This window comes from Paraburkholderia sp. UCT70 (assembly GCF_050434085.1).
GTDB classification, from domain to species: Bacteria; Pseudomonadota; Gammaproteobacteria; order Burkholderiales; family Burkholderiaceae; genus Paraburkholderia; species Paraburkholderia tuberum.
This window is the reverse complement of record NZ_JBNPVZ010000002.1, coordinates 1,952,896-1,976,482: the sequence shown is the minus strand read 5'-3', so window position 1 is coordinate 1,976,482 and position 23,587 is coordinate 1,952,896. Positions and strand designations below refer to the sequence as shown.

General features: G+C 65.5%; 22 protein-coding genes and 1 pseudogene. 10 read left to right on the top strand and 13 right to left on the bottom strand.

Annotation, left to right across the window (positions count from 1 at the left end):
• Positions 1–37: 37 nt before the first annotated feature.
• Positions 38–457: a secondary thiamine-phosphate synthase enzyme YjbQ gene (locus OKW41_RS11410; RefSeq protein WP_429443535.1), complete on the bottom strand. Its 420-nt coding sequence runs from the start codon at positions 455–457 to the stop codon at positions 38–40.
• A 15-nt stretch (positions 458–472) separates the two neighbouring features.
• Complete coding sequence (locus tag OKW41_RS11405; RefSeq protein ID WP_429443532.1) at positions 473–793, bottom strand: thioredoxin family protein; 321 nt, start codon at positions 791–793, stop codon at positions 473–475.
• A 172-nt stretch (positions 794–965) separates the two neighbouring features.
• Between OKW41_RS11405 and OKW41_RS11400 the strand changes: the two genes are divergently transcribed.
• The 5 genes from OKW41_RS11400 to OKW41_RS11380 all read left to right on the top strand — a co-directional run bounded on the left by OKW41_RS11400 (position 966) and on the right by OKW41_RS11380 (position 5,432).
• Positions 966–1,262, top strand: coding sequence for a DUF2628 domain-containing protein (locus OKW41_RS11400; RefSeq protein WP_187611384.1), 297 nt, complete (start codon positions 966–968; stop codon positions 1,260–1,262).
• 78 nt (positions 1,263–1,340) lie between these two features.
• Positions 1,341–1,829 (top strand): hypothetical protein, encoded by a 489-nt coding sequence (locus tag OKW41_RS11395; protein ID WP_429572537.1) that lies wholly within the window; start codon positions 1,341–1,343, stop codon positions 1,827–1,829.
• A 235-nt stretch (positions 1,830–2,064) separates the two neighbouring features.
• Entirely contained in the window at positions 2,065–3,408 is a 1,344-nt protein-coding gene (locus OKW41_RS11390; protein WP_429572536.1) for a sugar efflux transporter, read from the top strand.
• A gap of 216 nt (positions 3,409–3,624) precedes the next feature.
• Positions 3,625–4,659 carry a phosphogluconate dehydrogenase (NAD(+)-dependent, decarboxylating) gene (gene gnd / locus OKW41_RS11385; RefSeq protein ID WP_429572535.1) on the top strand — a complete coding sequence of 345 codons (1,035 nt, stop codon included), beginning with the start codon at positions 3,625–3,627 and terminating at the stop codon, positions 4,657–4,659.
• Positions 4,660–4,733: 74 nt separating this feature from the next.
• On the top strand, positions 4,734–5,432 hold the full coding sequence (locus OKW41_RS11380) for an HAD family hydrolase (protein WP_429572534.1): 699 nt from the start codon (positions 4,734–4,736) through the stop codon (positions 5,430–5,432).
• Positions 5,433–5,483: 51 nt separating this feature from the next.
• On the opposite strand, the gene OKW41_RS11375 is transcribed toward OKW41_RS11380, so the two are convergent.
• Positions 5,484–6,014, bottom strand: a complete 531-nt coding sequence (locus OKW41_RS11375; protein ID WP_429572533.1) for an ankyrin repeat domain-containing protein — start codon at positions 6,012–6,014, stop codon at positions 5,484–5,486.
• A 114-nt stretch (positions 6,015–6,128) separates the two neighbouring features.
• Positions 6,129–6,257, bottom strand: a complete 129-nt coding sequence (locus OKW41_RS11370) for a hypothetical protein (protein WP_429443519.1) — start codon at positions 6,255–6,257, stop codon at positions 6,129–6,131.
• Positions 6,258–6,477: 220 nt separating this feature from the next.
• Between OKW41_RS11370 and OKW41_RS11365 the strand changes: the two genes are divergently transcribed.
• On the top strand, positions 6,478–8,871 hold the full coding sequence (locus OKW41_RS11365) for a phosphoketolase family protein (RefSeq protein ID WP_429572532.1): 2,394 nt from the start codon (positions 6,478–6,480) through the stop codon (positions 8,869–8,871).
• A 70-nt stretch (positions 8,872–8,941) separates the two neighbouring features.
• A complete protein-coding gene (locus OKW41_RS11360) occupies positions 8,942–10,036 on the top strand; it encodes an acetate/propionate family kinase (RefSeq protein ID WP_429573388.1) in 1,095 nt (364 codons plus the stop codon).
• 15 nt (positions 10,037–10,051) lie between these two features.
• Here the strand turns inward: OKW41_RS11360 and OKW41_RS11355 are convergent, their stop codons facing one another.
• A complete protein-coding gene (locus tag OKW41_RS11355) occupies positions 10,052–10,306 on the bottom strand; it encodes a BON domain-containing protein (RefSeq protein ID WP_429290387.1) in 255 nt (84 codons plus the stop codon).
• Positions 10,307–10,454: 148 nt separating this feature from the next.
• Here OKW41_RS11355 and OKW41_RS11350 point away from each other — a divergent pair, with 148 nt between their 5' ends.
• Both OKW41_RS11350 and OKW41_RS11345 read left to right on the top strand, forming a co-directional pair.
• Positions 10,455–10,850 carry a PaaI family thioesterase gene (locus tag OKW41_RS11350; RefSeq protein ID WP_026226643.1) on the top strand — a complete coding sequence of 132 codons (396 nt, stop codon included), beginning with the start codon at positions 10,455–10,457 and terminating at the stop codon, positions 10,848–10,850.
• Between the two features lie 132 nt (positions 10,851–10,982).
• Positions 10,983–11,678 (top strand): YceH family protein, encoded by a 696-nt coding sequence (locus OKW41_RS11345; RefSeq protein ID WP_429443513.1) that lies wholly within the window; start codon positions 10,983–10,985, stop codon positions 11,676–11,678.
• Positions 11,679–11,739: 61 nt separating this feature from the next.
• On the opposite strand, the gene OKW41_RS11340 is transcribed toward OKW41_RS11345, so the two are convergent.
• From OKW41_RS11340 to OKW41_RS11315, 6 genes and pseudogenes are all read right to left on the bottom strand, one after another.
• Positions 11,740–12,258: an SLATT domain-containing protein gene (locus tag OKW41_RS11340; protein WP_018425120.1), complete on the bottom strand. Its 519-nt coding sequence runs from the start codon at positions 12,256–12,258 to the stop codon at positions 11,740–11,742.
• Positions 12,259–12,280: 22 nt separating this feature from the next.
• The gene (locus OKW41_RS11335) at positions 12,281–13,324 is read right to left on the bottom strand and encodes a rod shape-determining protein (RefSeq protein ID WP_013091688.1); all 1,044 of its coding nucleotides are present in this window, start codon (positions 13,322–13,324) and stop codon (positions 12,281–12,283) included.
• 146 nt (positions 13,325–13,470) lie between these two features.
• Positions 13,471–14,328, bottom strand: a complete 858-nt coding sequence (locus OKW41_RS11330; protein WP_429572531.1) for an IclR family transcriptional regulator — start codon at positions 14,326–14,328, stop codon at positions 13,471–13,473.
• 90 nt (positions 14,329–14,418) lie between these two features.
• The gene (locus OKW41_RS11325; protein ID WP_429572530.1) at positions 14,419–15,147 is read right to left on the bottom strand and encodes an SDR family NAD(P)-dependent oxidoreductase; all 729 of its coding nucleotides are present in this window, start codon (positions 15,145–15,147) and stop codon (positions 14,419–14,421) included.
• 13 nt (positions 15,148–15,160) lie between these two features.
• A pseudogene (locus tag OKW41_RS11320) lies at positions 15,161–16,472 on the bottom strand (MFS transporter).
• A 105-nt stretch (positions 16,473–16,577) separates the two neighbouring features.
• Complete coding sequence (locus tag OKW41_RS11315; protein ID WP_429443507.1) at positions 16,578–17,099, bottom strand: 2,4'-dihydroxyacetophenone dioxygenase family protein; 522 nt, start codon at positions 17,097–17,099, stop codon at positions 16,578–16,580.
• A 327-nt stretch (positions 17,100–17,426) separates the two neighbouring features.
• On the opposite strand from OKW41_RS11315, the gene OKW41_RS11310 reads away from it, so the two are divergent.
• Positions 17,427–18,845 carry a trypsin-like peptidase domain-containing protein gene (locus OKW41_RS11310; protein WP_429572529.1) on the top strand — a complete coding sequence of 473 codons (1,419 nt, stop codon included), beginning with the start codon at positions 17,427–17,429 and terminating at the stop codon, positions 18,843–18,845.
• A gap of 63 nt (positions 18,846–18,908) precedes the next feature.
• Here OKW41_RS11310 and OKW41_RS11305 read toward each other — a convergent pair whose 3' ends face one another.
• Together OKW41_RS11305 and OKW41_RS11300 are read right to left on the bottom strand one after the other, a co-directional pair.
• Positions 18,909–20,390 carry an efflux transporter outer membrane subunit gene (locus tag OKW41_RS11305; RefSeq protein WP_429572528.1) on the bottom strand — a complete coding sequence of 494 codons (1,482 nt, stop codon included), beginning with the start codon at positions 20,388–20,390 and terminating at the stop codon, positions 18,909–18,911.
• Positions 20,383–23,580, bottom strand: coding sequence for a multidrug efflux RND transporter permease subunit (locus OKW41_RS11300; RefSeq protein WP_429443501.1), 3,198 nt, complete (start codon positions 23,578–23,580; stop codon positions 20,383–20,385). Before OKW41_RS11300 ends, OKW41_RS11305 begins: the two co-directional genes overlap by 8 nt.
• Positions 23,581–23,587: the final 7 nt, after the last annotated feature.

The window sequence follows — 23,587 nt, the reverse complement described above, 5'->3', positions numbered from 1 at the left end:
GTTTCCTTTGCGTGACGAGTGGGTGCGAAAGCGGACTTCATTCGCCGAGCAGATGCAACACGATATCGCGCGGCTGCGGGTGACGCCGATGTTCGAACAGATACAGCCCCTGCCATGTGCCGAGCACCATCCTTCCATGCTCGACGGGCACGGACAACTGCACCTGGGTGAGCGCCGTGCGCAGATGCGCGGGCATGTCGTCGGGGCCTTCGGTGTCGTGCTCGTAGCGCGTGTCGTCCTCGGGCGCGAGGGTCTCGAAGTAGCGCTGCAGATCTCGCCGCACGGACGGATCGGCATTCTCCTGAATCAGCAGCGACGCCGACGTGTGCCGGCAAAACAGCGTTAGCAGACCTGTACGGATGTCCGTATCGTCGACGAAGCGGCGCGCGTCGTCGGTAAATTCGACGAGGCCGCGGCCGCGGGCCTGGACACTCAGATGATGGATGACCTGGCGCATGACGGAGCTCGAATCTCAGAGCGACGCGAACGCGTCGTCGATATCCTCGGCGCTGTGTGGCCGCACCACGCGCGCGACCTCGGCGCCGTCGCGCATCAGCACGAGCGTCGGCCACAGCTTGACCTTGAACGAGCGGCCGAGCGGGCGGCCCGGGCCGTCCTCGATCTTCAGATGCCGCAGGCCCGCGTGCGGCGCGAGCGCCTGCCGGATCGATGCCTGCGCGCCCTGGCAATAACCGCACCAGTCGGTGCCGAATTCGACGACGGTGACGCCGGGCAGCGAGTCCAGCTCGGCACGGGTCGGTCCTTTCGGGGAATAAGCTGTCGGCGAGGTCATGCGTGCTCCGCTGCTGATCGTGATCTGCCAAGGGTAGCAGCTATGTCGCGGATCGTCAGCGCAGCGGCCGTATGCTGCCGATGCGCGCGGTGTCGCCGCGGTATGTTAAAAAGCGGTGCGCGCGTGCTCGACCGATCGACGCGCCGCGTCATCGCACAGAACCTCGCAAAACATGAACACACGAATCTATCTGCAACATCCGCAACACAAAGACGCTATCGCGGTCGCGACCGGCTTCAGCTGGGGCGCGTGCCTGCTCGGCTTCATCTGGGCGCTGTCGAAGAGAATGTGGTTCGCCGCGTTCGTGATGCTAGGCATCAACGTGATCCTGCTCGGCATCGGTCTGTGGGGCGAGACGGCCGATCTGATCGGCTTCGTGCTGTCGATCGTGTTCGCGTTCGCATGCGGCGCGTATGGCAACCGGTGGCACCGCTGGACGCTCGAACAGCGCGGCTACGTCGTGGTGTGATGCGTTCGCGCTGGAGCGGGGATTGCTGCGCGCAGGAATGTGATCGAAGCTGAGTTCAATCCGTCATGGAGGCGTTTTATGCTCATTGCATCGGCAGTCGCTGGTCTTTCCGCTGATAGCCTTTCGACGCGCGGCGCGCGGGCGGTCGCGCTGGCTGCATCGTTGGTCATGTTGACCATCGCGCCGCTCGCGCACTGCGCCGACGCGGCGCCCCCCGCCACGATTGCGGCCACCCCAGCCACGGCAGCCTCCGCCCCCGCCGACGACACCTTCCTGCTGACGATCTTCCTGCGCCACGACGAATCGAAGCCGCTTCCGAAAATCAACGATCAACTGCGCGAGCAGGGCTTCTTCAAGACCTTCCCGCCGCCAGGCATCGAAGTCGTGTCGTGGTACGTGATGATGGGCATCGGGCAGGTCGTGACGCTGCGCGTGCCCGCGAGCCGGTTGCGTGAAGTGAACCGCGCGATCGAATCGACCGCGTGGGGCGGCTATCACACCGAGTTCTATCCGACCTACGACTACAAGGCGCAGGCGCAGCAGATGCGCGCAACTGAGGGCAAGTAGCGGTGAGCGCGCCAGCAGCTTGGCGCTAACGGCACGCATCGGCGCGGCGCGGCGCAAGTAACCGGATGAATCCGCAGGCTTCTCACGGATTTGGGACAGCTCTTAGCGGGTTTACGCGAGCCGCGCTCCGGGTCGATAATGCCCCGGTCGTTCCGGCCCCCTGCCTGCGACGCCTAACGTGCCTTCGAGCGCTTCGCTGCGTATCGAGGCCCGCTCCACCTGACCCACCGTCCCCGTGTTGAAAACTGCGCGTTTTTTCGACCTGCTTCGCATTCCTGGCTTCAAGCCGCTCGCCGCCGCCACCCTGATGCTCGGTGTGGCGATGTCCTTCACCGCACCGTATCTGTCTTTGTTCGGCATCGAACGCGCCGGCATGACGCCGTTCCGGCTCGGCGTATTCATGACGCTGATCGCCGCGAGCGGCGTGCTCGCGAGCACGGTGGCGGGGCGCTGGAGCGACCGCAGCGGGCGGCATCGACCGTTATTGCTGGCGGCGCTCATCGCTGCCGCGCTCGGCTACCTGTGTCTGTGCGTGGTGCGCGATTACCGGCTGCTGCTCGTGGTCGGCATCGTGTTCATCGGCGCGGGCGGTTCGGCGATTTCGATGGTGTTCTCGTTCAGCCGCGCGGCGCTGCCGGTGCCCGACCCTGCCGAGCGCGTGTTCGCGAGCGCGACGCTGCGTACGATCCTCTCGGCCGCATGGGTGTTCGGGCCGGCGGTCGGCGCTTTGGTGCTCGCCGCGACGAGCTTCACCGGACTCTTCCTGTTCGCGGCCGCCAGCTTCGCGACCTGCGGCTTCATCGTCTGGCGCATGCAGGAGCCGCAGAGCCATCTCGGCGATCACACGGTCGAGGACACCGCGTCGGAGCCGTCCGCGTCGATCACGGTGCCGCCGCTGAGGCAGCCCGGCGAGGACGCGCACGAAACACTGCCGGTCGCGTCGGCGAACGACATCCTGCGCTCGGTGACCGCGCTGACCTTGCTCGGCCTCGCCGCGAACGCGACGATGATCGTACTGCCGCTGTACATCGTGCATGGGCTCAACGGCACGCATCTCGACGTGTCGGTGATGCTCGGTCTCGGCGCGCTGACCGAGATCCCGATGATGCTCGCGCTCGGCGCGAAGTCGTCGTCGCTGCACAAGCCGAACTGGCTTGCCTCGTGCGCGGCCGTGCATGCGGTGTACTTCGTCGCGATGTCGCTGGCGGGCAACGTCAGCGTGCTGATCCCGATGCAGATGCTGAACGCGTTCGTGGTCGCCGTGACGTCGTGCCTCGGCATGACCTACGTGCAGGACCTGATGCCGCATTCGCCCGGGCGCGCGACCGCGCTGTTCTTCAATGCGGCGCGAGTCGGCTCGATCCTGTCGGGCGTGCTGTCGGGGCTGCTCGTGCAGGCGTTCAGCTATCGCGGCACGTTCCTGTTCTGCGGACTGCTGGGGCTGTGCGCGCTGGTGCTGTTCGCGGTGCCCGGCTATCGCTATCCGCTGATGTGGCGCGCGGTCAAGCGCTTCGCGGCCGAGCAATACGCGAAGCTGGCCGCCCGCCGCGGCACGCGCGTGCCCGAGCGTAGCGAATGACACGTGGGCCCGCCGCGTTCGCTTTCGTGCGGATGCGGCGCGCCTCCAGCTACGCGGAACTTTGAGCCGCGCTGCGCCTCTGCAAAAAAGTGCGGCTTGCTTCGGTACATTCGGCGTAGCTCGCGACACAGCGCCTATGCTTAAGGGCAGCCACGCCGCCGCAACACGACGACCGCAAAATCGGGCAGCGCAACGCAGCATCTTTCGGAGCGAGCCATGCAGCTAGGCATGATTGGATTGGGACGAATGGGCGCCGACATGGTGCGGCGCCTGACCAGGGGAGCTCAGCAGTGCATCGTCTACGACGTGCAGCCGGCGGCGGTCGACAGGCTGAAGCAGGAAGGCGTGGCCGGCGCGAGCTCGCTCGAAGACCTCGTCGCGAAGCTCGACAAGCCGCGCGCCGTGTGGCTGATGGTGCCCGCCGCCGTGGTCGACGCGACGCTCGACAAGCTCGTGCCGCTGCTCGAGCCGGGCGATGTCGTGATCGACGGCGGCAACTCCTACTACCACGACGACATCCGCCGCGGCCAGCAACTCGGCGCGCGCCAGCTTCACTACGTGGACGTCGGCACGAGCGGCGGCGTCGCGGGGCGCGAGCGCGGCTACTGCCTGATGATCGGCGGCGAGGCTGAGGTCGTCAAACGGCTCGAACCGATCTTCTCGACGTTGGCGCCCGGCGTGGGCACGCAGAGCGCGACACCGGGCCGCGCGGCGGGCGCGAGCACCGCTGAGCAGGGCTTTCTGCATTGCGGCCCGCAAGGCGCGGGGCATTTCGTCAAGATGGTTCATAACGGCATCGAGTATGGGCTGATGACCGCCTACGCCGAAGGTCTGAACGTGCTGCGCCACGCCGACGCCGGCCGGCACGCGCGCGAGGCCGATGCGGAGACGTCGCCGCTGCGCCGTCCCGAGCTGTATCAGTACGATCTGAATCTCGCGGATATCGCCGAGGTCTGGCGGCGCGGCAGCGTGATCGGCTCGTGGCTACTCGACCTGATCGCCGGCTCGCTCGCCACCGACACCGAATTGAAAGGCTATGCGGGCCGCGTATCGGATTCGGGCGAGGGGCGCTGGACCGTCGCGGCGGCCATCGACGAAGGTGTGCCGACACCGGTGCTCAGCGCGGCGCTGTTCGCGCGCTTCAGTTCCCGCGGAGAAGCCGATTTCGCGAATCGCGTGCTGTCGGCGATGCGGCACGATTTCGGCGGCCACGCGGAAAAACCCGTTGCGCCGGACGGCGGGCTGAAGTAGTCGAGGCCATCCACGCGTCCGCTATCACGCCGATCCGCCGAACCGTCCCGCCGAACTTGCCACAAGGAACCCCGATGCCAGTCACCTCCACCACGCCGCACGACGTCGTGTTTCTGTTCGATTGCGACAACACGCTGCTCGACAACGATCACGTGCTGCAGGATCTGCGCGCGCACATGATGGGCCAGTTCGGCGAAGAGAACAGTGCGCGCTATTGGGAAATCTTCGAAAACCTGCGCACCGAACTCGGTTACGCCGACTACCTCGGCGCGCTGCAGCGTTACCGGACCGAGCATCCACGCGACACGCGCCTGCTGTTGATGTCGTCGTTCCTGATCGAGTATCCGTTTGCGAACCGGCTCTATCCGGGTGCGCTCGACGCGCTGCGGCATCTCGGCAAGCACGGGCCGACGGTGATCCTGTCGGATGGCGACGTCGTGTTCCAGCCGCGCAAGATTTCGCGCTCGGGCCTGTGGGACGAAGTCGACGGGCGCGTGCTGATCTACATCCACAAGGAGTTGATGCTCGATCAGGTGATGGAATGCTATCCGGCGCGCCATTACGTGATGGTCGACGACAAGCTGCGAATTCTGAGCGCGATGAAGAAGGCCTGGGGCGCGGAGCTGACCACCGTGTTTCCGCGCCAGGGACACTATGCGTTCGATGCGAAGGAGATCGCGAGCAATCCGCCCGCGGACGTGACGGTCGGGCGGATCGGCGAGTTGGCGGAGATCGACGTGGAAACGCTGTTGCGTAGCGCGAAGGGCAACTAGGCGGCGCCGCGCGTGGTGTGCGGGCGCCGTTTCATGGGTGAAATCGCGGGCTCACGCGCCCAGCGCTTTCAGGCGCGCCTGGGTATCGGCCGCGCCCATCCGCGCGGCGGCATCGGCCGCGCTGACGCCGTTCGCGTCGCGCACATGCGGGTCCGCGCCGTGCGCGAGCAGCAGATCGACGATCGCGGTGCGGTTGAACATCGCCGCGATCATCAGCGCGGTACGGCCATCGGGCGATGCGCCTTCGACGTCGGCGCCATGCGCGAGCAAGGTTTCGATCACCTTGTCGAAGCCCTTGAACGCGGCGCCCGCGATTGGCGTCTGGCCCGCGTCGTTGCGCAGGTTCGCATCGGCGCCCCGGTCGAGCAGCGTGCGCACCGCGTCGACGTGGCCGTGGTAGCTCGCGAGCATTAGCAGGCTGTCGCCGCGCTCGTTGCGCAAATTCGGCGGCACGCCTTTTTCGATGACGGCCGCGAGCATCGTCGCGTCGCCGCGCCGCGCGAGGTCGAAGACTTCGCGCGCGAGCGCCTGCAATTCGGGATCGGGTTGCGATGCGTGCGGGTTGTCGGTGTGGTCGGTCAAGGCACTCTCCTTTCGACGAATGAGCGGCGTGTTGCCAATGCCGCGCCCGGTCTTTCAGCGAGCATACACATTCCGTGGCGCCCGCGTTCGCGTGCTGGCAGCCGCGCCGCTGTGCTAGACGTGGCCGAACAGCTTGACCAGCAGCCCGAATATGCCGATCGGTATGGCGACCGCCAGGCATGTGAACACGAGCGTAAGGACCAGGACCACGAGCACTTTGAGCGCACTGGGAGATGTCGACATGGCGGCCATTGACCTGAGACGGAAAATCACGAAAAGAAAGCAGACAGCGCAGGGAGTTGCAGCACGAATGCCACATTCAGCGCGACATACTGGGAGGGGTAGAAAGCATCCGCCCCCGTATGAGCAGCTTAGTACATTCGACTCGCACCGCCCGGCTTCGTTTCGAGTGCGCCGCATCATCCGCCAACCAGCCTCACAGTTCTTTTCGAGGAGTGACGCCATGGCCGAAGCAACCTCGCATCCCACCCCACCGCAAGTTCTGGACCCCGATACGCTGCGCAACCTCGATCGCTACTGGCGCGCATGCAATTACCTGTCGGTCGGCATGATCTATCTGCGCGACAACCCGTTGCTGCGCAAACCGCTGAAGGCCGAGCACATCAAGAACCGGCTGCTCGGCCACTGGGGCTCCGACGCCGGCCAGAGCTTCGTGCTCGTGCATCTGAACCGGCTGATCCGCAAACACGATCTCGACGTGATCTTTCTGTCCGGCCCCGGTCACGGCGCCCCCGCGAGCCTCGCGCACTGCTACCTGGAAGGCCACTACTCGGAAATTTATCCGGACCGCAGCGAGGACGAAGCCGGTATGCGGCGCTTTTTCCGGCAATTCTCGTTTCCGGGCGGCATCGGCTCGCATTGCACGCCCGAAACGCCGGGCTCGATTCACGAAGGGGGCGAACTCGGCTACAGCCTGTCGCACGGCTACGGCGCCGCGTTCGACAACCCCGAGCTGATCGTCACCGTGATGATCGGCGACGGCGAAGCGGAAACCGGCCCGCTCGCCACGTCGTGGCATTCGAACAAATTCCTGAACCCGATCCGCGACGGCGCGGTGCTGCCGGTGCTGCATCTGAACGGCTACAAGATCGCCAACCCGACGCTGCTCGCGCGCATTCCGCGTGAGGAACTCGAAGCATTGATGGTCGGCTACGGGCACAAGCCGTATTTCGTCGAAGGCGACGATCCCGACACGATGCATCAGCAGATGGCCGCGACGCTCGAACAATGCATCGGCGAAATTCGCGCGATCCAGCAGCATGCGCGGCAGAACAACGACACGACGCGGCCGCGCTGGCCGATGATCGTGCTGCGCTCGCCGAAGGGCTGGACCGGGCCGAAGGAAGTCGACGGTCACAAGGTGGAAGGCTCGTGGCGCTCGCATCAGGTGCCGGTGGCCGATGCGGTGAGCAATCGCAAGAGTCTGCAGATCGTCGAGGATTGGCTGCGCAGGTACGGCCCCGAAACGCTGTTCGATGCGAACGGCCGGCTCGTCGAAGAACTGCGCGCGCTCGCGCCCGAGGGCGCGCGCCGCATCAGCGCGAATCCGCACGCGAACGGCGGGCTGTTGTGCAAGATGCTCGACATGCCGCCGTTCCGCGACTACGCGGTGGCCGTGAAGAAGCCGGCGGCGGCGTACACGTCGCCGACCGCGGTGCTCGGCACGTTCCTGCGCGACGTGATGCGCAACAACATGTCGAACTTCCGGCTGTTCGGTCCCGACGAAACTTCGAGCAACAAGCTGCACGCGGTCTATGAAGCGTCGGGCAAGACCTGGCTCGCCGCGCTCGAACCGGGCGACGCCGACGGCGGCGAACTGTCGCCCGATGGCCGCGTGATGGAAATGCTCAGCGAGCACACGCTCGAAGGCTGGTTGGAAGGCTATGCGCTGACAGGCCGTCACGGACTCTTCGCGACCTACGAAGCGTTCGTGCACGTGATCGACTCGATGTTCAACCAGCACGCCAAGTGGCTCGAAAAAGCCAAGCGCGAGCTCGGCTGGCGGCAGCCGGTGCCGTCGCTCAATCTGCTGATCACGTCGATCGTGTGGCGCCAGGATCACAACGGTTTCACGCACCAGGATCCCGGTTTTCTCGACGTGGTCACGAACAAGAGCCCGGACGTCGTGCGCATCTATCTGCCGCCCGACGCGAACTGTCTGCTGAGCGTCGCCGATCACTGCCTGCGCTCGCGCGACTACGTGAATGTGATCGTGTCCGACAAGCAGCCGCACCTGGACTATCTCGACATGGACGCGGCCGTCACGCATTGCACCAAGGGCATCGGCATCTGGGACTGGGCGTCGACCGATCAGGGCGTCGAGCCCGACGTCGTGATCGCGTGCGCGGGCGACATCGCGACGATGGAAGCGCTCGCCGCCGTGCAGATCCTGAAGGAGCGCTGCCCGACGCTGAAGATCCGCTTCGTCAACGTGGTCGATCTGTTCCGCCTGATGCCCGAGCATGCGCATCCGCATGGACTGTCCGACCGCGATTTCGATTCGCTGTTTACGACCAGCAAGCCGGTGATCTTCAACTTCCACTCGTATGCGGCGCTCGTGCACAAGCTCACGTACAACCGTCAGAATCACGGAAACATGCACGTGCATGGCTATAACGAGAAGGGCAACATCAATACCCCGCTCGAACTCGCGATCATCAACGGCGTCGACCGCTTCACGCTGGCGATCGATGCGATCGATCGCGTGCCGTCGCTGCGCGGCGTCGGTGATCATACGAAGGAGTGGCTGCGCGGGCAGATCATCGAGCATCTCGCGTATGCGCACGAGGAAGGGATCGACAAGGAGGAAATCCGCAACTGGACGTGGAAAGGCTGAGCGAGGAGGCGCCATGCACGACCACGATCAGGAACGGACGATCCTCGTGCTGAACAGCGGGTAGTCATCGCTGAAGTTCGGGCTGTTCGCCCACTCGGCCAACGACGAAACACTGCTGCTCGAAGGCGCGGCCGAGGGCATCGGCCGCGACGACGGCCGCCTGCGGATCAGAGCGGCCGATGGTCGCGTGCTTTTGCAGCAGGAGCACTTGCTCCAATCGCAGACCGAGGCGTTGCAGGCGCTCTCGCAGGTGCTCGTGCAACAGCATCATGCGCGGCCCTCGGCGGTGGGGCATCGCGTCGTGCATGGCGGTCCGCATCTGCGCACGCACCAGCTCATCACCGACGACGTGCGCCGTCAGTTGCGCGACGCGCTGCACTTCGCGCCGCTGCATATCCCGCCGGCACTCGCGCTCATCGATGAAGCCACGCAGATCTTCGGCGACGCGCCGCACTATGCGTGCTTCGACACCGCGTTTCACGCGACGCTGCCGCCGCGTGCGGCGCAGCTCGCGTTACCGGGCCGTTACGCGGACGCTGGTGTGATCCGCTATGGCTTTCATGGACTGTCGTACGAATCGCTGGTCATGCAGCTCGGCGCGGCGTTGCCGTCGCGAGCGGTGTTCGCGCATCTCGGCAATGGGGCGAGCCTGTGCGCGCTGCTCGACGGCCGCTCGGTCGATACGTCGATGGGCCTGACGCCGACCGGCGGCATCCCGATGGGCACGCGCTGCGGTGACCTCGATCCGGGCGTGCTGCTGTATCTGCTGCGCGCGGAACGGCTCGACGCCGATGCGCTGGAAGCGCTGCTCAATCGCCGCAGCGGGCTGGCCGGTTACGCGGACGGCGAAAGCGACATGCAAGTGCTCGAAAAACGCGCGGCGGCCGGCGACGCGCGGGCGTCGCTCGCGCTCGATGCCTTTGCGACCGCGGTGCGCAAGACGATCGGCGGGTACGCGGCACTGCTTGGCGGCATCGAACTGCTCGTGTTTACCGGCGGGATCGGCGAGCACAGCGCCGAGGTTCGGCGGCGCGTATGCGATGGGCTTGCGTTTCTTGGGCTCGTCGAAAACGATCCGGCGGGCAAGGTGAGGGTGTTGCACACCGAGGAGGAAAGGCAGATCGCGCGGCATTGCCGGCAACTGCTGCAAGCGGGCGGGAGTTGACCCGCCTGACTGAGGTCAGCCCTTGCGGACGACGGTCCGGTCCGCGACTGAGGTGACGCCGAACAGACGCGTGACGTCTTCGAGCATCGCGGCGCGCTGTGCTTCGCGCTGAAGCTCGCCCGACAGCGTGATGCGCCCCCGCGCGACCTTCACGCGCACGGCGCGCGGCGGCACGGCCGAATCCCACGCGAGACGGCGCGCCGCTTCGGCGGCGATCTGCGCGTCGGTCAGGCGGGCAGATTCGCTCGCTCTCGAGCTTGTGGACCGCATGGCGTCTCCGCGAAACAGAATGTCGATCAACTCACACTAGCAGATGTGGCGGGTTTTGCCGGCGTGCGCGCTTCGCCGCTGCCGACGCTGCCGCCGCTGGATCGCGGGTATGCTCACGATTCGTTCCGACCCAGGCAAGGCCCGATTCATGTCCGACTTTCCCATCGACAACCCGTTTCTCGAATCGCTCGGCGTGCGTCTGACCCAATGGCGCGACGGCTATGCCGAGCTGTTGATGCCGATCGACGCGAGCAAGCTCAATCGTCAGGGTGTGCTGCAAGGCGGCGCGATCGCGACGCTGCTCGATGCCGCCGCGGGCTACGCGGGCCTCTATGCGCCACCGGGACAGCCGGCGCGGCATGGCTTCACGCTGTCGCTGACCACGAACTATCTGGACAAGGGGCTCGGCGCGACGGTCACCGCGAAGGGCTTTCTCGAACGCGCGGGCCGCTCGATTTTCTTTTCGCGCTCGGAAGCGTGGGTGGACGGCAAGCTGCTGATCGCGAGCGCGCAGGGCACGTTCAAGTATTCGAAGACGGCCTGACGCGCGGCAACGCCGGCAGCGCGGATTCGCTCGCCGCGCCGGGCTCGCCACGTTTATCATAGTGCCCACCTGACAGAACGCGCCGTCCAGCCGCGAACGGCGCGCGCATCTTCCACGAGACCTCGCAATCCCATGAATTCTCCTCCCGACGCTCCTTCCCGACCCTCGCTGCGCGCGCTGACCGCGCTCGAAGGACGTGTTCTCGGCGTGCTCGTCGAAAAACAGCACACGGTACCCGACAGTTATCCGTTGTCGCTGAACGCGCTGACGCTCGGCTGCAATCAGAAGACCGGCCGCGCGCCGGTGATGAGCGCGACCGAGGCCGAGGTGCTGACCGCCGTCGACGGCCTGAAACGCCTGAGCCTCGTGTTCGAGGGCAGCAGCAGCCGCGTGCCGCGCTTCGAGCACAACATGAACCGCGTGCTCGGGCTGCCGGGACAGTCGATCGCGCTGCTGACCACGCTGCTGCTGCGCGGCGCGCAAACGGCCGCCGAATTGCGCCTGAACAGCGCGCGCCTGCATGGCTTCGCCGATATTTCGTCGGTCGAGGCGTTCCTCGACGAGCTGGCCGCGAACGATCCGCCTCGCGTCGTCCGGCTGCCGCGCATGGCGGGCGAGCGTGAGATTCGCTGGATGCATCTGTTGTGCGGCGAGGTCAGCATCACCGAAGCCGCGCAGTCCGCGCTCGCCGAGGACGACAGCGTGCCGCTGTCGGCATTCGAGGCGCTGAAGGCCGAGCAGAAGCGTCTCGCCGATGAAGTCAGCCGTCTGCAGGCCGTCGTGCGGCGCATGGCGACCGAGCTGGGTATCAGCGCGGACGATCTGTGATCTGAAACGGAAACGAAGGCGAAGGCGAAAGCGAAGGCGAAAACGCGCCCGGCCGCCTGTTTCACGCATCACGCCGACGCGGCCTGTCCGCCAGCAACGTGCGCTGCGTGCGATAGAAGATTCGCGGCGGCACGTTCGGCGAGTCTTCGGCGAGACGGTCGAGTTCGGTACGGATCCCGGTGAGGTAGTGCGCTTCGCGCGCATCGGCGTCGCCGGCAAACACCGCTTCGAGCCGCCGACGCACCGCGCCATAGCGCGCACCGGCCGCGCGATGCTTCTCGGCACGCTCCGCATAGCGCAGGAACGTCTGCAATGCGGCCGACATCGCCGCCGCCACGCTGACGAGCCCAACGACTATCCGCATCTCGATCGACACCGGCGGCGCGCTCAACGACGCGAACACCGCCGTGCCGACGAACGCGGTCAGCGCGGTCACGAGCCAGCCCATGCGGCGCTCGCGCGCCGACAGCAGATCCGCCATGTCGTAATGGCTCATCTGCGATTCGCGCGCGCGGCGAATCCATTTCAACAGCAGCTCGGTTTCGTCGACGGGCGGCTCGTAGGCGGGCAGGGTCGTCATCGCTCAGCGTTCGGCACGCGCATCAATCGTAGGAAAACGAGCTGCCGAACTTCTCGATCCGTTCCAGCGCCATGCCCGAGCCGCGTACGACGCAGGTCAGCGGCGCCTCTGCAACGAACACCGGCAGGCCGGTTTCCTCGGCGAGCAGACGGTCGAGATCGCGCAGCAGCGCGCCGCCACCGGCGAGCGTGATGCCGCGCTCGGCGATGTCCGCGCCGAGTTCCGGTGGCGTCTGTTCCAGTGCGATCTTCACCGACGACACGATCTGATTCAGCGGATCGGTCAGCGCTTCGAGGATTTCGTTGCTCGACACCGTGAAGCTGCGCGGAATGCCCTCGGACATGTTGCGGCCTTTGACTTCCATCTCCATGACCTCGGAGCCCGGAAACGCGGAGCCGATTTCCTTCTTGATCGCCTCGGCGGTCTGCTCGCCGATCAGCATGCCGTAGTTGCGGCGGATGTAGTTGACGATGGCGTCGTCGAACTTGTCGCCGCCGACGCGCACCGAGCCTTTGTACACAATGCCGCCGAGCGAGATCACGCCGACCTCGGTGGTGCCGCCGCCGATATCGACGACCATCGAACCGGTTGCATCCGACACCGGCAGGCCGGCGCCCGTCGCCGCGGCCATCGGTTCCTCGATCAGATAGACCTGCGAGGCGCCCGCGCTATGCGCGGCCTCCTTGATCGCGCGGCGCTCGACCTGGGTCGAACCACACGGCACGCAGATGATGATGCGCGGCGATGGCGCAAACAGCCGCGACTCGTGCGCCATCTGGATGAAGCGCTTGATCATCTGCTGGGTGATGTTGAAATCGGCGATCACGCCGTCTTTCATCGGGCGGATCGCCTCGATGTTGCCCGGTACCTTGCCGAGCATCTGCTTCGCTTCGCGGCCCACGGCGAGGATGATCTTCTTGCCGTTCGGCCCGCCTTCCTGGCGGATCGACACGACCGACGGCTCGTCGAGAACGATGCCCTTGCCGCGCATGTAGATCAGCGTGTTCGACGTACCGAGGTCGATTGCCAGGTCGTTGGAAAAGTAGCCGCGCAGAAAGCCGAACATGCGTATTCCTGTCTTTGCGAAGGCGTGCGCGTGAGCGCCGCCGGGAGCTTGTCGGGGTCTGCCGCTTGCACGCGGCGGGCGGCCAGAGCGGCCGCGCGACAGCAAGAATAGCAGTTTATCGACGGGCGCGGCCGCACTATCGTCCGCTATCTGCCGCTCGGCGGCCCCAGCCGCGCCGCGATCGTGCGGCATGCCGCAAGCAACGGCTCGATGTAAGTGGCTTGCACATCGTCGCGACGGCGGAAGGTCGGCATGCTGATGCTCACGCAGCCGGCCGCGCGGCCGTCCGTGCCGCGAATTGCGGCGCCGTAGCAGCAGATCGATACTTCGTTCTCCTCGCGGTCTTCCGCGTAGCCGCGCTGCGCGGTCGCGTCGAGCTCGCGGCGCACGGCGTCGAGGTCGGTCAGCGTGTGCTCGGTGAAACGCTCCAGCGGCGCGTTCTTCAGCAGCGCCTCGCGCTCGGCCACGCTGAGTGTCGCCAGATACGCCTTGCCGACCGAACTCGACGTCAGCGACACTCGCGTGCCGATGCGCGATGCCATGCGCACCGCGTGCGGGCTTTCGAGCTTTTCGATGTAGACCATCTCGCCCTGGCTGGGCACCGCGAGGTGGATCGTCTCCGATGTGAAGTCGCGCAACGCCATCAACGCATCAACGGCCGCGAGCCGCAGATCCGAGCGCTCCCAGCTATGGCTCGCAAGGTTGATCAGGCGCGGTCCGAGGCCGAAGGTGTTGCCGCTGCCGCTCGCGACGATCATCCCTTCAGCCTGCAAAGCCGCGACGATGCGATGGACGGTCGGGCGTGGATAGCCGCTCGCCGCGCTCAGCTTCGCGACGTTGGGCGGCGTTGGCGCATCGGCGATCAGTTGCAGCACCGCGATGAACTTCGAGAACGCGGCGGCGCCGGCGACGGCCTTGAAGTCGGCTTTGTTGTCGGCGTGCCCGACAGCATCATGGCCGGTGGCGCCGGCGTGGGAACGGGGTTTGGAAGTGGAACTCGACATCACACAGAGGCAGGGCAGAGCAGGGGTACGCAATTATGCCTTTATCAATGGCGTCGAACGACGGCGGCGCCGCTTCACGCGACGACTCGATCACGCGACGAGATATCCGCCGTCGACCGGCACGATTGCGCCCGTCATGAACGACGCCGCCGGCGAGCACAGGAACACCGCGACCTGCGCGACTTCCTCCGGCGTGCCCCAGCGACGCAGCGGCGTTCGTTCCAGAATCGCCAGCGAGCGGCCATCGTCGTCCTGCAACGCCTGTGTGAGCGGCGTTGCGATCCAGCCCGGCGCAACCGCATTGACGCGAATGCCGTCGGCGGCATAGGCGATCGCGAGCGACTTCGTTAGCTGCGCCACCGCGCCCTTGCTCGCGCTATAAGCGGGCACGAGACCGCCGCCGAAAAAACTCAGCATCGACGCCGTATTGACGATGCAGCCCGCCGACGCCTTCAACGAGTCGCGCGCGGCGGCGCACACGCGCATCGTGCCGTTGAGATTGATATCCATCACGCGTTCGAACACGTCGAGCCGATGTTCTTCGACGCGGTTGATCACGCCGGCGCAGTTGACCACGATGTCGAGACGATCGAACGCGTTCACCGCGGCCGTTACGGCGTTGCCCGAGCGGACATCCAGCGTGACGCGCGGAATCTCGCGATTGAGCGTATCGGGCGTGCCTTCGGGCAGCGGCAAACCAGCCGCCACCGTGTGCGCGCCAAGCTGCGCGAGCGTGTTGGCGATCGCCGCGCCGATACCGGTCAAGCCGCCGGTCACGAGCGCGGTCTTGCCTTCGAGGAGCTGGTTCTGGAATGTCATGGGAGAAGCCGCCTCAGGTGGGTTGGGTCTCGATCGAGTTCGCGAGCGGCGCGGGCGCCACTTCCTGGACGACGAACAGATAGACGAGCGCCGCCGCGAACGCGACGGCCGCGCTGATCAGCAGCGCGTTGACGAACGAATGCGTCCGATCGACGACGATGCCGGTGATCACCGGCGCGAACGAGCCGCCCAGATAACCACCGAAAACCACCGAAGTTCTGCATGCTGCCGAGCGACGCCACCAGATGTCGCGGCGCGGCGACGCTGACGAGCGCCCATGCGCTGCCGCTCGACAGGTTCACGAACAGCATCGCGAGCGACACGTAGACGATCGCGAGCGTCGTGCTCGGTGTGTAGGCGGCCGGCACCGTGAATGCGGCCGCGCCGACGAGACCGACGCACAGCGGCCACTTGCGGCTGCGGATCGGCGCCATGCCGCGCTTCAACAGATAGTCGGCGATCACGCCGCTGCTCGCCATGCCGATCGTGCCGAACACATACGGAATCGCGACGAGCCAGCCGGTATGCGCGATGCTCAAGTGACGCTCACGCTCCAGATAGCCGGGCAGCCACGTCAGATAGAGCCACACCATGTAGATCACGCCCATGAAGCCGAAGATCATGCCCCACGTGTTGCGCAGCTTGAACAGCGCGCCCCATTCGGACCAGCTGAGGCCCTGCGGATTCTCCTGGCCGGTCGCACCTTCGTTCAGATGCGCGGTTTCTTCTTCGGTCAGCGCGATTTCGCTGCGATTGCGATAGACGAGGTACCACGCGAGCGCGACGACAATGCCGGCCACGCCCATGATGACGAACATCGTTCGCCATCCGAAGGAAAGCATCAGCACCGTGAGCAGCGGCGGTGCGATCATCGGCGCAATGGTGGATGACGAGATGAAGGTGCCGATCGGCGTGCCGCGCTCGCGTACCGCGAACCATTCGCTGACGACTTTCGCGCCGGCCGGAAACAGCGGCGCCTCGGCGATGCCGAGCACGACGCGCGCCGTGAGGAAGTGATTGAGCGTCTGGATGAAGCCGCCCGCGACCTGGGCGATCGACCACACGAGCATGCCGAGGCCGAGCATCACGCGCGATCCGAAACGGTCGAGCAGCGCGCCAACCGGCAACTGCGCGAACGCATACGACAACGAGAATGCGGACAGCAGCAGCCCCATCTGCGAAGCGGACAGATGCAATTCCTCGCTGACCAGATGATCCGCGATCGACAGCGTGCTGCGATCGAGATAATTGACGATGCCCGCCACCGTCAGGAAGACGACGGCGACCACCTGGATACGTTTCAGACGCTGCGACTTCTGAAGCATGTTTGTCTCCTGCGCAATGGGTTCTGCTGTGTGGGAATGGTGTTGGCGTGCCTGTCGGTATTGCGGTGTCCTGGCTGTTGGTTCTGTTGGGGCTTGCGCGGCCTTTTACCGGACGAACTGGTCGACGTAGTCTTCGCCGAGGCCCACCGCCGCGTAGTGCTTGCGGCACATGTCGATCTTCGTGAATACGTCTTCGTAACCGGTGTAGTTCCCGTACGGATCGCAATAGAACATCACGCCGTTGACCTGGAAGTACGTGATCATTTCCTCGACGTCCTCGGGCACATACAACGTATGCGTTTCGCCCGGCGGCTCGTACACGTAGCTGCCTTCGGTCGCGACCCAGTCATGCTCGAGATAACGCCAGCGGCCCTTGAGCACCATGCCGTGCACAGCCTGCGGATGACGATGCCGACTCAACACGCCCGAGCGGCGTACGCGCAGCAGATTCATCCAGTATCCCTGCGACGCATTCAGGCACAGTGGGCGGAACGACACGTTTTCTGCCTGCGGGACCCACACGCGTTCGTCGGTCGGAATCGCGAAGGGCACGACGATTTCCTTTTGCGCTTCCTTCGGGAACGGTAGCTGGTACGGCGTCAGGTCGGATTGATCGGCCTCTGGCATGGGAAATTCCTCACGAAGTGTGCAGAAAAAAGCAATGTCCATATTGTGGATAAAGAGTCCACAATATGGTTATTATCGGAACCGCTTTGGGCGGGGTCAATCCTGGGGAAATTACTGGTCAGGCACGATAAAGCGACGCCGCACTCGTTCTCGAATCGCGCGAAAGATGCACGTGTTGCTATCTCATAAAAGCCGCACGACACGCAAAAAGCGCCTAAAACAAGGCCTGCGCGCGCATTCTGATCGAACACCATCTTTAAGTCTGCTTTAAGTGGAGGCCACTACATTACGCATCCACCACGTAACCCTCCGCAACACTCCCTGACTATGACCACCAAAAACTATTGGCGCGGTAGCGCCGCGATCTGCGCCGTCCTCGCAATCGGCGGCGCGTATGCGCTGAGCCATCGCAATGCCGATGCGTCGGTGAACGACGCGCAGGGCTCGACGTCGTCGCTGCACGCGGCGGCGGATATCGTCGGCTCGCGCTCGTCGGCACCGGACTTCTCCAGCATCGTGACGCGCTATGGCCCGGCGGTCGTGCATATCGGCGTGAAAGAAGCCGCGTCGGTCGACGAGAACGGTCAACGCAAGAGCGGCGGCGAAGCGCTCGGCTCGGGCTTCATCATCAGCCAGGACGGGTACATCCTGACCAACAATCACGTTGTCGACGGCGCGACCAGCGTGACCGTGAAGCTCACCGACGGCCGCGAATTTCACGCGCGCGTGATCGGCAAGGACAAGGCCACCGACGTCGCCGTCGTCAAGATCGACGCGACCAATCTGCCGACCGTGAAGATCGGCAACCCGGACAGCAGCAAGGTCGGCGAATGGGTCGTGGCGATCGGCTCGCCGTACGGCTTCGACAGCACGGTGACCTCGGGCATCATCAGCGCGAAATCGCGCTCGTTCTCCGACGATAGCCCGATTCCGTTCATCCAGACCGACGTGCCGGTCAACCCGGGCAACTCGGGCGGTCCGCTGTTCAACCTGAACGGCGAAGTGATCGGCATCAACTCGATGATCTACTCGCGCACCGGCGGCTTCCAGGGACTGTCGTTCGCCATCCCGATCGACGCGGCGATGCACGTGAAGGACCAGCTCGTGAGTACCGGTCACGTAAGCCGCGGCCGCATCGGCGTGGGCGTGCAGCCGCTCAGCGCCGACAAGGCCAAGGCGCTCGGCCTCGACTCGACGGGCGGCGCACTGGTCGGCTCGGTCGATCCGAATGGTCCCGCGCACGCAGCCGGTCTGCGCCAGGGCGACGTGATCGTCGGCGTGAACGGCAAGCATATTGGTAACACTACCGAATTGATCGGTCAGGTCGCGCAACTGTCGCCGGGCAGCAAAGCGACGATCAGCGTGTGGCGCAACGGCGGCGAAAGCAAGCTGGCGGTGACGGTGGGCGCGCAGCAAGCGTCGGACATGGCGTCGGCCGCGCCACGCGAAGAGCAGCAGGAACAACCGCAGCAGCAAAACCGTCCGCGTCTCGGCGTCGCCGTGCGTGCGCTGACCCAGGACGAACAGCAGCAAGCGCAGCTGCCGGGCGGCGTGGTGGTGCAGCAGGCCACCGGTCCGGCCGCCGAAGCCGGCATACAGGCGGGCGACATCATCGTTGCCGTCGACGGCAAGGTGATTCACGGCGTCGAGCAACTGCGCCGCATGATCGCTCAGGCGGACGAAAGCGTGTCTGTCACCGTGGTGCGCGATGGTGAACAAGCATCGGTCGACGTAACGCTTGGCTGATGAGTAGAACCCGCCGGTGCAATGCCGGCGGCGGGCACGATGCGCTGCTGTGGCGCGCGTGCCTCAGTTGGACGGGTGGACCCCCTTAGCGTGAGACGTGCTTTGCGTGACGTTCCGCGGCTCGTCGGGCCCGCCCCCCAATGCGACGTAAAGCGACACCCCGTTCTGCAAAGCCGTCGCCCGAAGCTGGATCAGCTGCTGCTCGGCGGCAAACTGATTGCGTCGCGCATCCACCACCTCGAGATAGATCGAGATCCCGTTTTCGTAGCGCAGCTCCGCCGTTTCGGCGAGTTGCCGCTGCGCCTGCACCGCCTGTTCCTGCGCCGCGATCTGTTCCTTGTAGCGTTGTCGCGCGACCAATGCGTCGGACACTTCACGAAACGCGTTCTGCACCGTGCGCTGATAATCGGCGACCAATTCGTCGCGTCGCGCGCGCGCCTGCGATAGTTGCGCCTGGCGCTGTCCCGCATCGAAGATCGGCATGCCGACCAGCGCGCCGAACGACCACGCCTGCTTGGCCGGCACGAACAGATCGCCGAGTTCGGGCGACACATATCCGAAGCTACCCGTCAGCGCGATGCGTGGAAAAAAGTCCGCGCGAGCGGCGCCGATGTCGGCATTGGCTGCGCGCAGCTGCTGCTCGGCCTGCTGGATGTCCGGCCGGTCGATCAGCAGTGCGGAGGGCAGGCCGGCATCGAGCTCGCGGAACTGCGCGGCGTCGGCGATAGGCGGCGCCGGCGGTAGCGACCCGCTGAGCGGCCCGCCGATCAGTACCTCGAGCAGATGGCGCTGCTGCGCGGTGGTCCGTTGCAGCTCGGCCAGCTGAGTCTGCGCCTGCGTAACCAGAATGGCGGCCTGGTCGTAATCGACCATCGACGTGACGCCCGCGTCGAGCCGCATCTTCGCGACTTCCAGCGCGTAGCGCCGACTGTCGAGCGTCTGTTGTGCAAGCTCGATGCCTTCCTCGCCCGAGCGGATCGCGTAGTAGTTCGACGCGACATTGCCGATCAGCGACAAACGGAACGCGTGCTGCGCGTCGACGGTGGCCAGATATCGACGCCGCGCGGCTTCGCTGGTGTTGCGCACGCGCCCCCAGAAGTCGAGTTCGAACGACGTCACTGCGGCCTGCACGTTGTACTGGTTGAACTGGACCGAGATGTCCGTGTTGTCGAACTCGGGATCGATCGAACCGAGCGGCGCCTTGGTGCGGGTCGCACCCGCGTTCGCATTGACCTGCGGCAAACGCGCGGCGTTCTGGATGCGATAAAACGCGCGCGCCTGCTCGATGCGCGCGATCGACGCGGCGAGATCGCGGTTGTGCTCGAGCGCCGCCTCGATCAGCAGCTTCAGTTGCGGATCGGCGAAGAAGGTCTGCCAGTCGACTTCGCTTGCCAGATGCGCGGTGGCCGGATTGGCGGTCTCCGTCGTGTCGAAACGATCGGCGATCGGCAATTGGGGCTGCTGATAGTTCGGCGCAAAGTTGCAGGCGGCGAGCGAGCAGCAGAAGAGGGGCAGCACCAGGCGCACATGAAGGCATTTACGCATCGCGCTGCCCTCCACCCGAATCGGGCGGCATGGCCGTCGGCAGATCGTCATCGTCGAGATCGATGCTGCGTTTCTTGCGGCTCAGCCAGCGTCGCGCGGCGACATAGAACAGCGGCGTAAAGAAGATGCCGAACAACGTCGCGGTCAGCATGCTGCCCATCACGCCGGTGCCGACCGCGCGGCGGCTCGCCGCGCCCGCGCCGGTCGCGAGCACGAGCGGCAGCATGCCCAACACGAACGTGACGCTCGTCATCAGAATCGGGCGCAGACGCTGCTGTGCGCCGCTTTTGGCGGCGGCTAGCGCGTCCCTTCCTTCGGATTCCTCCTTGATCGCAAATTCGACGATGAGGATGGCGTTCTTCGCGGCAAGGCCGATGATCGTCACCAGGCCGATGTTGAAATACACGTCCGCGGACAGTCCACGCAGCATCGTCAACAGTACCGCGCCGATCACGCCGAACGGGATGATCAGCAACACCGCGACCGGAATCGCCCAGCTCTCGTACAGCGCCGCGAGCAACAGGAACACGACCACGAGCGACAGCCCGAGCAGCATGCCGATCTGGCCGCTCGCCTGTTTTTCCTCGAGCGCGGTGCCGGTCCATTCGTAACTCAGGTTGCCGGTCAACACGTGCGACGCGATGCGCTCCATCTCGGCGATCGCCGCGCCGCTCGAGCGGCCGGGCGCGGCCTGACCCGACAGCGTCGCGGACGGAAAGCCGTTATAGCGTTCGATCTGCTGCGGTCCGGAAATCCAGCGCACACGCGTGAACGCCGAGAACGGCACCATCTCGCCGCGGTTATTGCGCAAGCGCAGCGAAGTCACGTCCTCGGCACGCATGCGTTGCTCGGCGTCCGCCTGCAACAGCACGCGCAGCACGTTGCCCTCGAACACGAAGTCGTTCACGTAGTTCGCACCGAACGTCAGCGCAAGCGCCTGGTTCACCTGACCGATTTGCAGGCCTAATGCGCGCGCCTTCACGCGGTCGATCTCGACATACAGTTGCGGCGCTTCCGGCATGCCCTCGGCGCGCACGCCCGCGAGAAGGGGGCTTTGCGACGCCTCGATCATCATCCGCCGCGCGGCCTGTTGCAGCGCTTCGCCGCCGACGCCGCTGCGATCCTGGATCTTCATCGTGAAGCCGGTCGCGTTGCCGAGCGACGGAATCGGCGGCGGGTCGAGCGCAAAAATGATCGCCTCGGGAATCTGCCGAAACGCCGCATTCGCGCGACGCACCAGCGCGCTCGCCGAATTGGCCTCGCCCGAGCGCTCGTCCCACGGCTTCAGATCGACGAACGACAGTGCCGCCGATTGCCCCTGGCCAAAGAAGCTGAAGCCCGTCACGGACGCGACGTTGCGCACTTGCGGCTGGGTTCGCAGAAACGCCTCGACCTGGTCGATCGCGCGCTGCGTGCGCTGGTCGGTCGAACCCGGCGGGCCGGTATACGTAATGAAGATATGCCCCTGGTCCTCGGTCGGCAGAAAGCCGGTCGGCAGCCGCGTGAAGAAAAACACGGTGATCGCGCAGGCCGCGACGAACACCAGCAGCCAGCGCAGCGGCGAGCGCAGCATCGCATCGACGCCGCCGATATAGCGCGTGGTGCCCGCATCGAGCCCGCGATTGAAGCCGTCGAACACGCGATGCAGCATTCGTGACGCCGGGTTCTTCGGCCGCTCCCTGGCGGCCGCCTCGCTACGCAACATCGCCGCGCACAACGCCGCGCCGAGTGTCAGCGCCAACATCGTCGACAGCAGGATCGACACCGCGAGCGTGACCGAAAACTGCCGGTAGATGCCGCCCGTCGAGCCCGGAAAAAACGCCATCGGAATGAACACCGCGACGAGCACCAGCGTACTCGCGATCGCCGCGCCCGATATCTGCCCGATCGCCTTCACCGTTGCGCGCGGCGCGCCGAGCCCTTCCTCGCGCATGATGCGCGCGACGTTTTCGACGACGACGATCGCGTCGTCGTTGAGGATACCGATCGCGACCACCATGCCGAACAGCGACAGAATGTTGATCGACAGCCCGAACAGATAGAGCCCCGCGCACGTGCCGATCAACGCGATCGGCACCACGATCGTCGGGATCACGGTCGCGCGCCAGTCCTGCAGGAACAGGAACACCACGACCGTCACGAGCAACAGCGCCTCGACCATCGTGCGGATCACGCCCTGCACCGAGGTCGTGATGAACGGCGTGGTGTCGAACGGCACGGTCCACGCGACGCCGCGCGGGAAGATCGGCTGCAATTCGGCCATGCGCTGGCGCACCGCGTTGGCGACTGCGAGCGCGTTCGCCCCGCTCGCGAGCTGGATCGCGATCCCGGCCGACGCCTTGCCGTTGACGGTGAGGCGGTTGCCATAGCTGTCGTTGCCGAGCTCGACGCGCGCGACGTCGCCCACCCGCACGGTCGAGCCATCCGGATTCGCGTGCACGATGATTTCGCGGAACTGCTCGGGCGTCGTGAAGCGGCTTTGCGTGACGATCTGCGCGGTGAACTCGGAGCCCGGCGCGATCGGCTGATCGCCGAGGCTGCCGCCCGCGGTCTGGCTGTTCTGCTCCTGGATCGCCTGCAACACCTCGCTGGCCGACAGCCCAAAGCCCGCGAGCTTGCGCGGATCGAGCCAGATCCGCATCGCGTACGACGAGCCGAACAGCTGCACGTCGCCGACGCCGTCGATACGGCGCAGCTCGTTGACGATGTTGTTCGACGCGAAGTTGCCCATCGCGACGGCGTCGGTGGTGCCGTCGGTCGCCTGCAGCGCAAGCAGCATCAGAAAGCCCGACGACGCCTTCGTCACGCTCAAGCCGATCTGACGGACTTCGAGCGGCAGGCGCGGTTCGACGCGGCTCAGACGGTCCTGCACCTGAGTGCGCGCGATGTCGAGATTGGTGCCGGGCTTTAGCACCACGGTGATCTGCATCGTGCCGTTCGAGCGGCTCACCGACGACATGTACAGGAAATTCTCGATGCCGTTCATCTCGTCTTCGACGATCGACGTGACGGTACGCTCGAGCGTGCTCGCGTCCGCGCCGCTGAAGACCGCGCTGATGGTGAGCGACGGCGGAGCGACGTCGGGGTACTGCTCGACCGGCAGCAGCGCGAGCGCGATCGCGCCGAACAGCACGATGAAGAGGGCGATGACCCACGCGAAGACCGGCCGGGCGACGAAGAATCGATTCATCGGCGAG

What these genes read in the sequence shown, in the direction of transcription:
- OKW41_RS11395 (WP_429572537.1), top strand. Translation starts at nt 1,341, where the DNA reads ATGCTCATTGCATCGGCAGTCGCTGGTCTTTCCGCTGATAGCCTTTCG.
- OKW41_RS11405 (WP_429443532.1), bottom strand. Translation starts at nt 793, where the DNA reads ATGACCTCGCCGACAGCTTATTCCCCGAAAGGACCGACCCGTGCCGAG.
- OKW41_RS11310 (WP_429572529.1), top strand. Translation starts at nt 17,427, where the DNA reads ATGACCACCAAAAACTATTGGCGCGGTAGCGCCGCGATCTGCGCCGTC.
- OKW41_RS11335 (WP_013091688.1), bottom strand. Translation starts at nt 13,324, where the DNA reads ATGTTCGGCTTTCTGCGCGGCTACTTTTCCAACGACCTGGCAATCGAC.
- OKW41_RS11345 (WP_429443513.1), top strand. Translation starts at nt 10,983, where the DNA reads ATGAATTCTCCTCCCGACGCTCCTTCCCGACCCTCGCTGCGCGCGCTG.
- OKW41_RS11305 (WP_429572528.1), bottom strand. Translation starts at nt 20,390, where the DNA reads ATGCGTAAATGCCTTCATGTGCGCCTGGTGCTGCCCCTCTTCTGCTGC.
- OKW41_RS11370 (WP_429443519.1), bottom strand. Translation starts at nt 6,257, where the DNA reads ATGTCGACATCTCCCAGTGCGCTCAAAGTGCTCGTGGTCCTGGTCCTT.
- OKW41_RS11330 (WP_429572531.1), bottom strand. Translation starts at nt 14,328, where the DNA reads ATGTCGAGTTCCACTTCCAAACCCCGTTCCCACGCCGGCGCCACCGGC.
- OKW41_RS11410 (WP_429443535.1), bottom strand. Translation starts at nt 457, where the DNA reads ATGCGCCAGGTCATCCATCATCTGAGTGTCCAGGCCCGCGGCCGCGGC.
- OKW41_RS11315 (WP_429443507.1), bottom strand. Translation starts at nt 17,099, where the DNA reads ATGCCAGAGGCCGATCAATCCGACCTGACGCCGTACCAGCTACCGTTC.
- OKW41_RS11365 (WP_429572532.1), top strand. Translation starts at nt 6,478, where the DNA reads ATGGCCGAAGCAACCTCGCATCCCACCCCACCGCAAGTTCTGGACCCC.
- OKW41_RS11340 (WP_018425120.1), bottom strand. Translation starts at nt 12,258, where the DNA reads ATGACGACCCTGCCCGCCTACGAGCCGCCCGTCGACGAAACCGAGCTG.
- gnd (WP_429572535.1), top strand. Translation starts at nt 3,625, where the DNA reads ATGCAGCTAGGCATGATTGGATTGGGACGAATGGGCGCCGACATGGTG.
- OKW41_RS11325 (WP_429572530.1), bottom strand. Translation starts at nt 15,147, where the DNA reads ATGACATTCCAGAACCAGCTCCTCGAAGGCAAGACCGCGCTCGTGACC.
- OKW41_RS11400 (WP_187611384.1), top strand. Translation starts at nt 966, where the DNA reads ATGAACACACGAATCTATCTGCAACATCCGCAACACAAAGACGCTATC.
- OKW41_RS11355 (WP_429290387.1), bottom strand. Translation starts at nt 10,306, where the DNA reads ATGCGGTCCACAAGCTCGAGAGCGAGCGAATCTGCCCGCCTGACCGAC.
- OKW41_RS11300 (WP_429443501.1), bottom strand. Translation starts at nt 23,580, where the DNA reads ATGAATCGATTCTTCGTCGCCCGGCCGGTCTTCGCGTGGGTCATCGCC.
- OKW41_RS11350 (WP_026226643.1), top strand. Translation starts at nt 10,455, where the DNA reads ATGTCCGACTTTCCCATCGACAACCCGTTTCTCGAATCGCTCGGCGTG.
- OKW41_RS11380 (WP_429572534.1), top strand. Translation starts at nt 4,734, where the DNA reads ATGCCAGTCACCTCCACCACGCCGCACGACGTCGTGTTTCTGTTCGAT.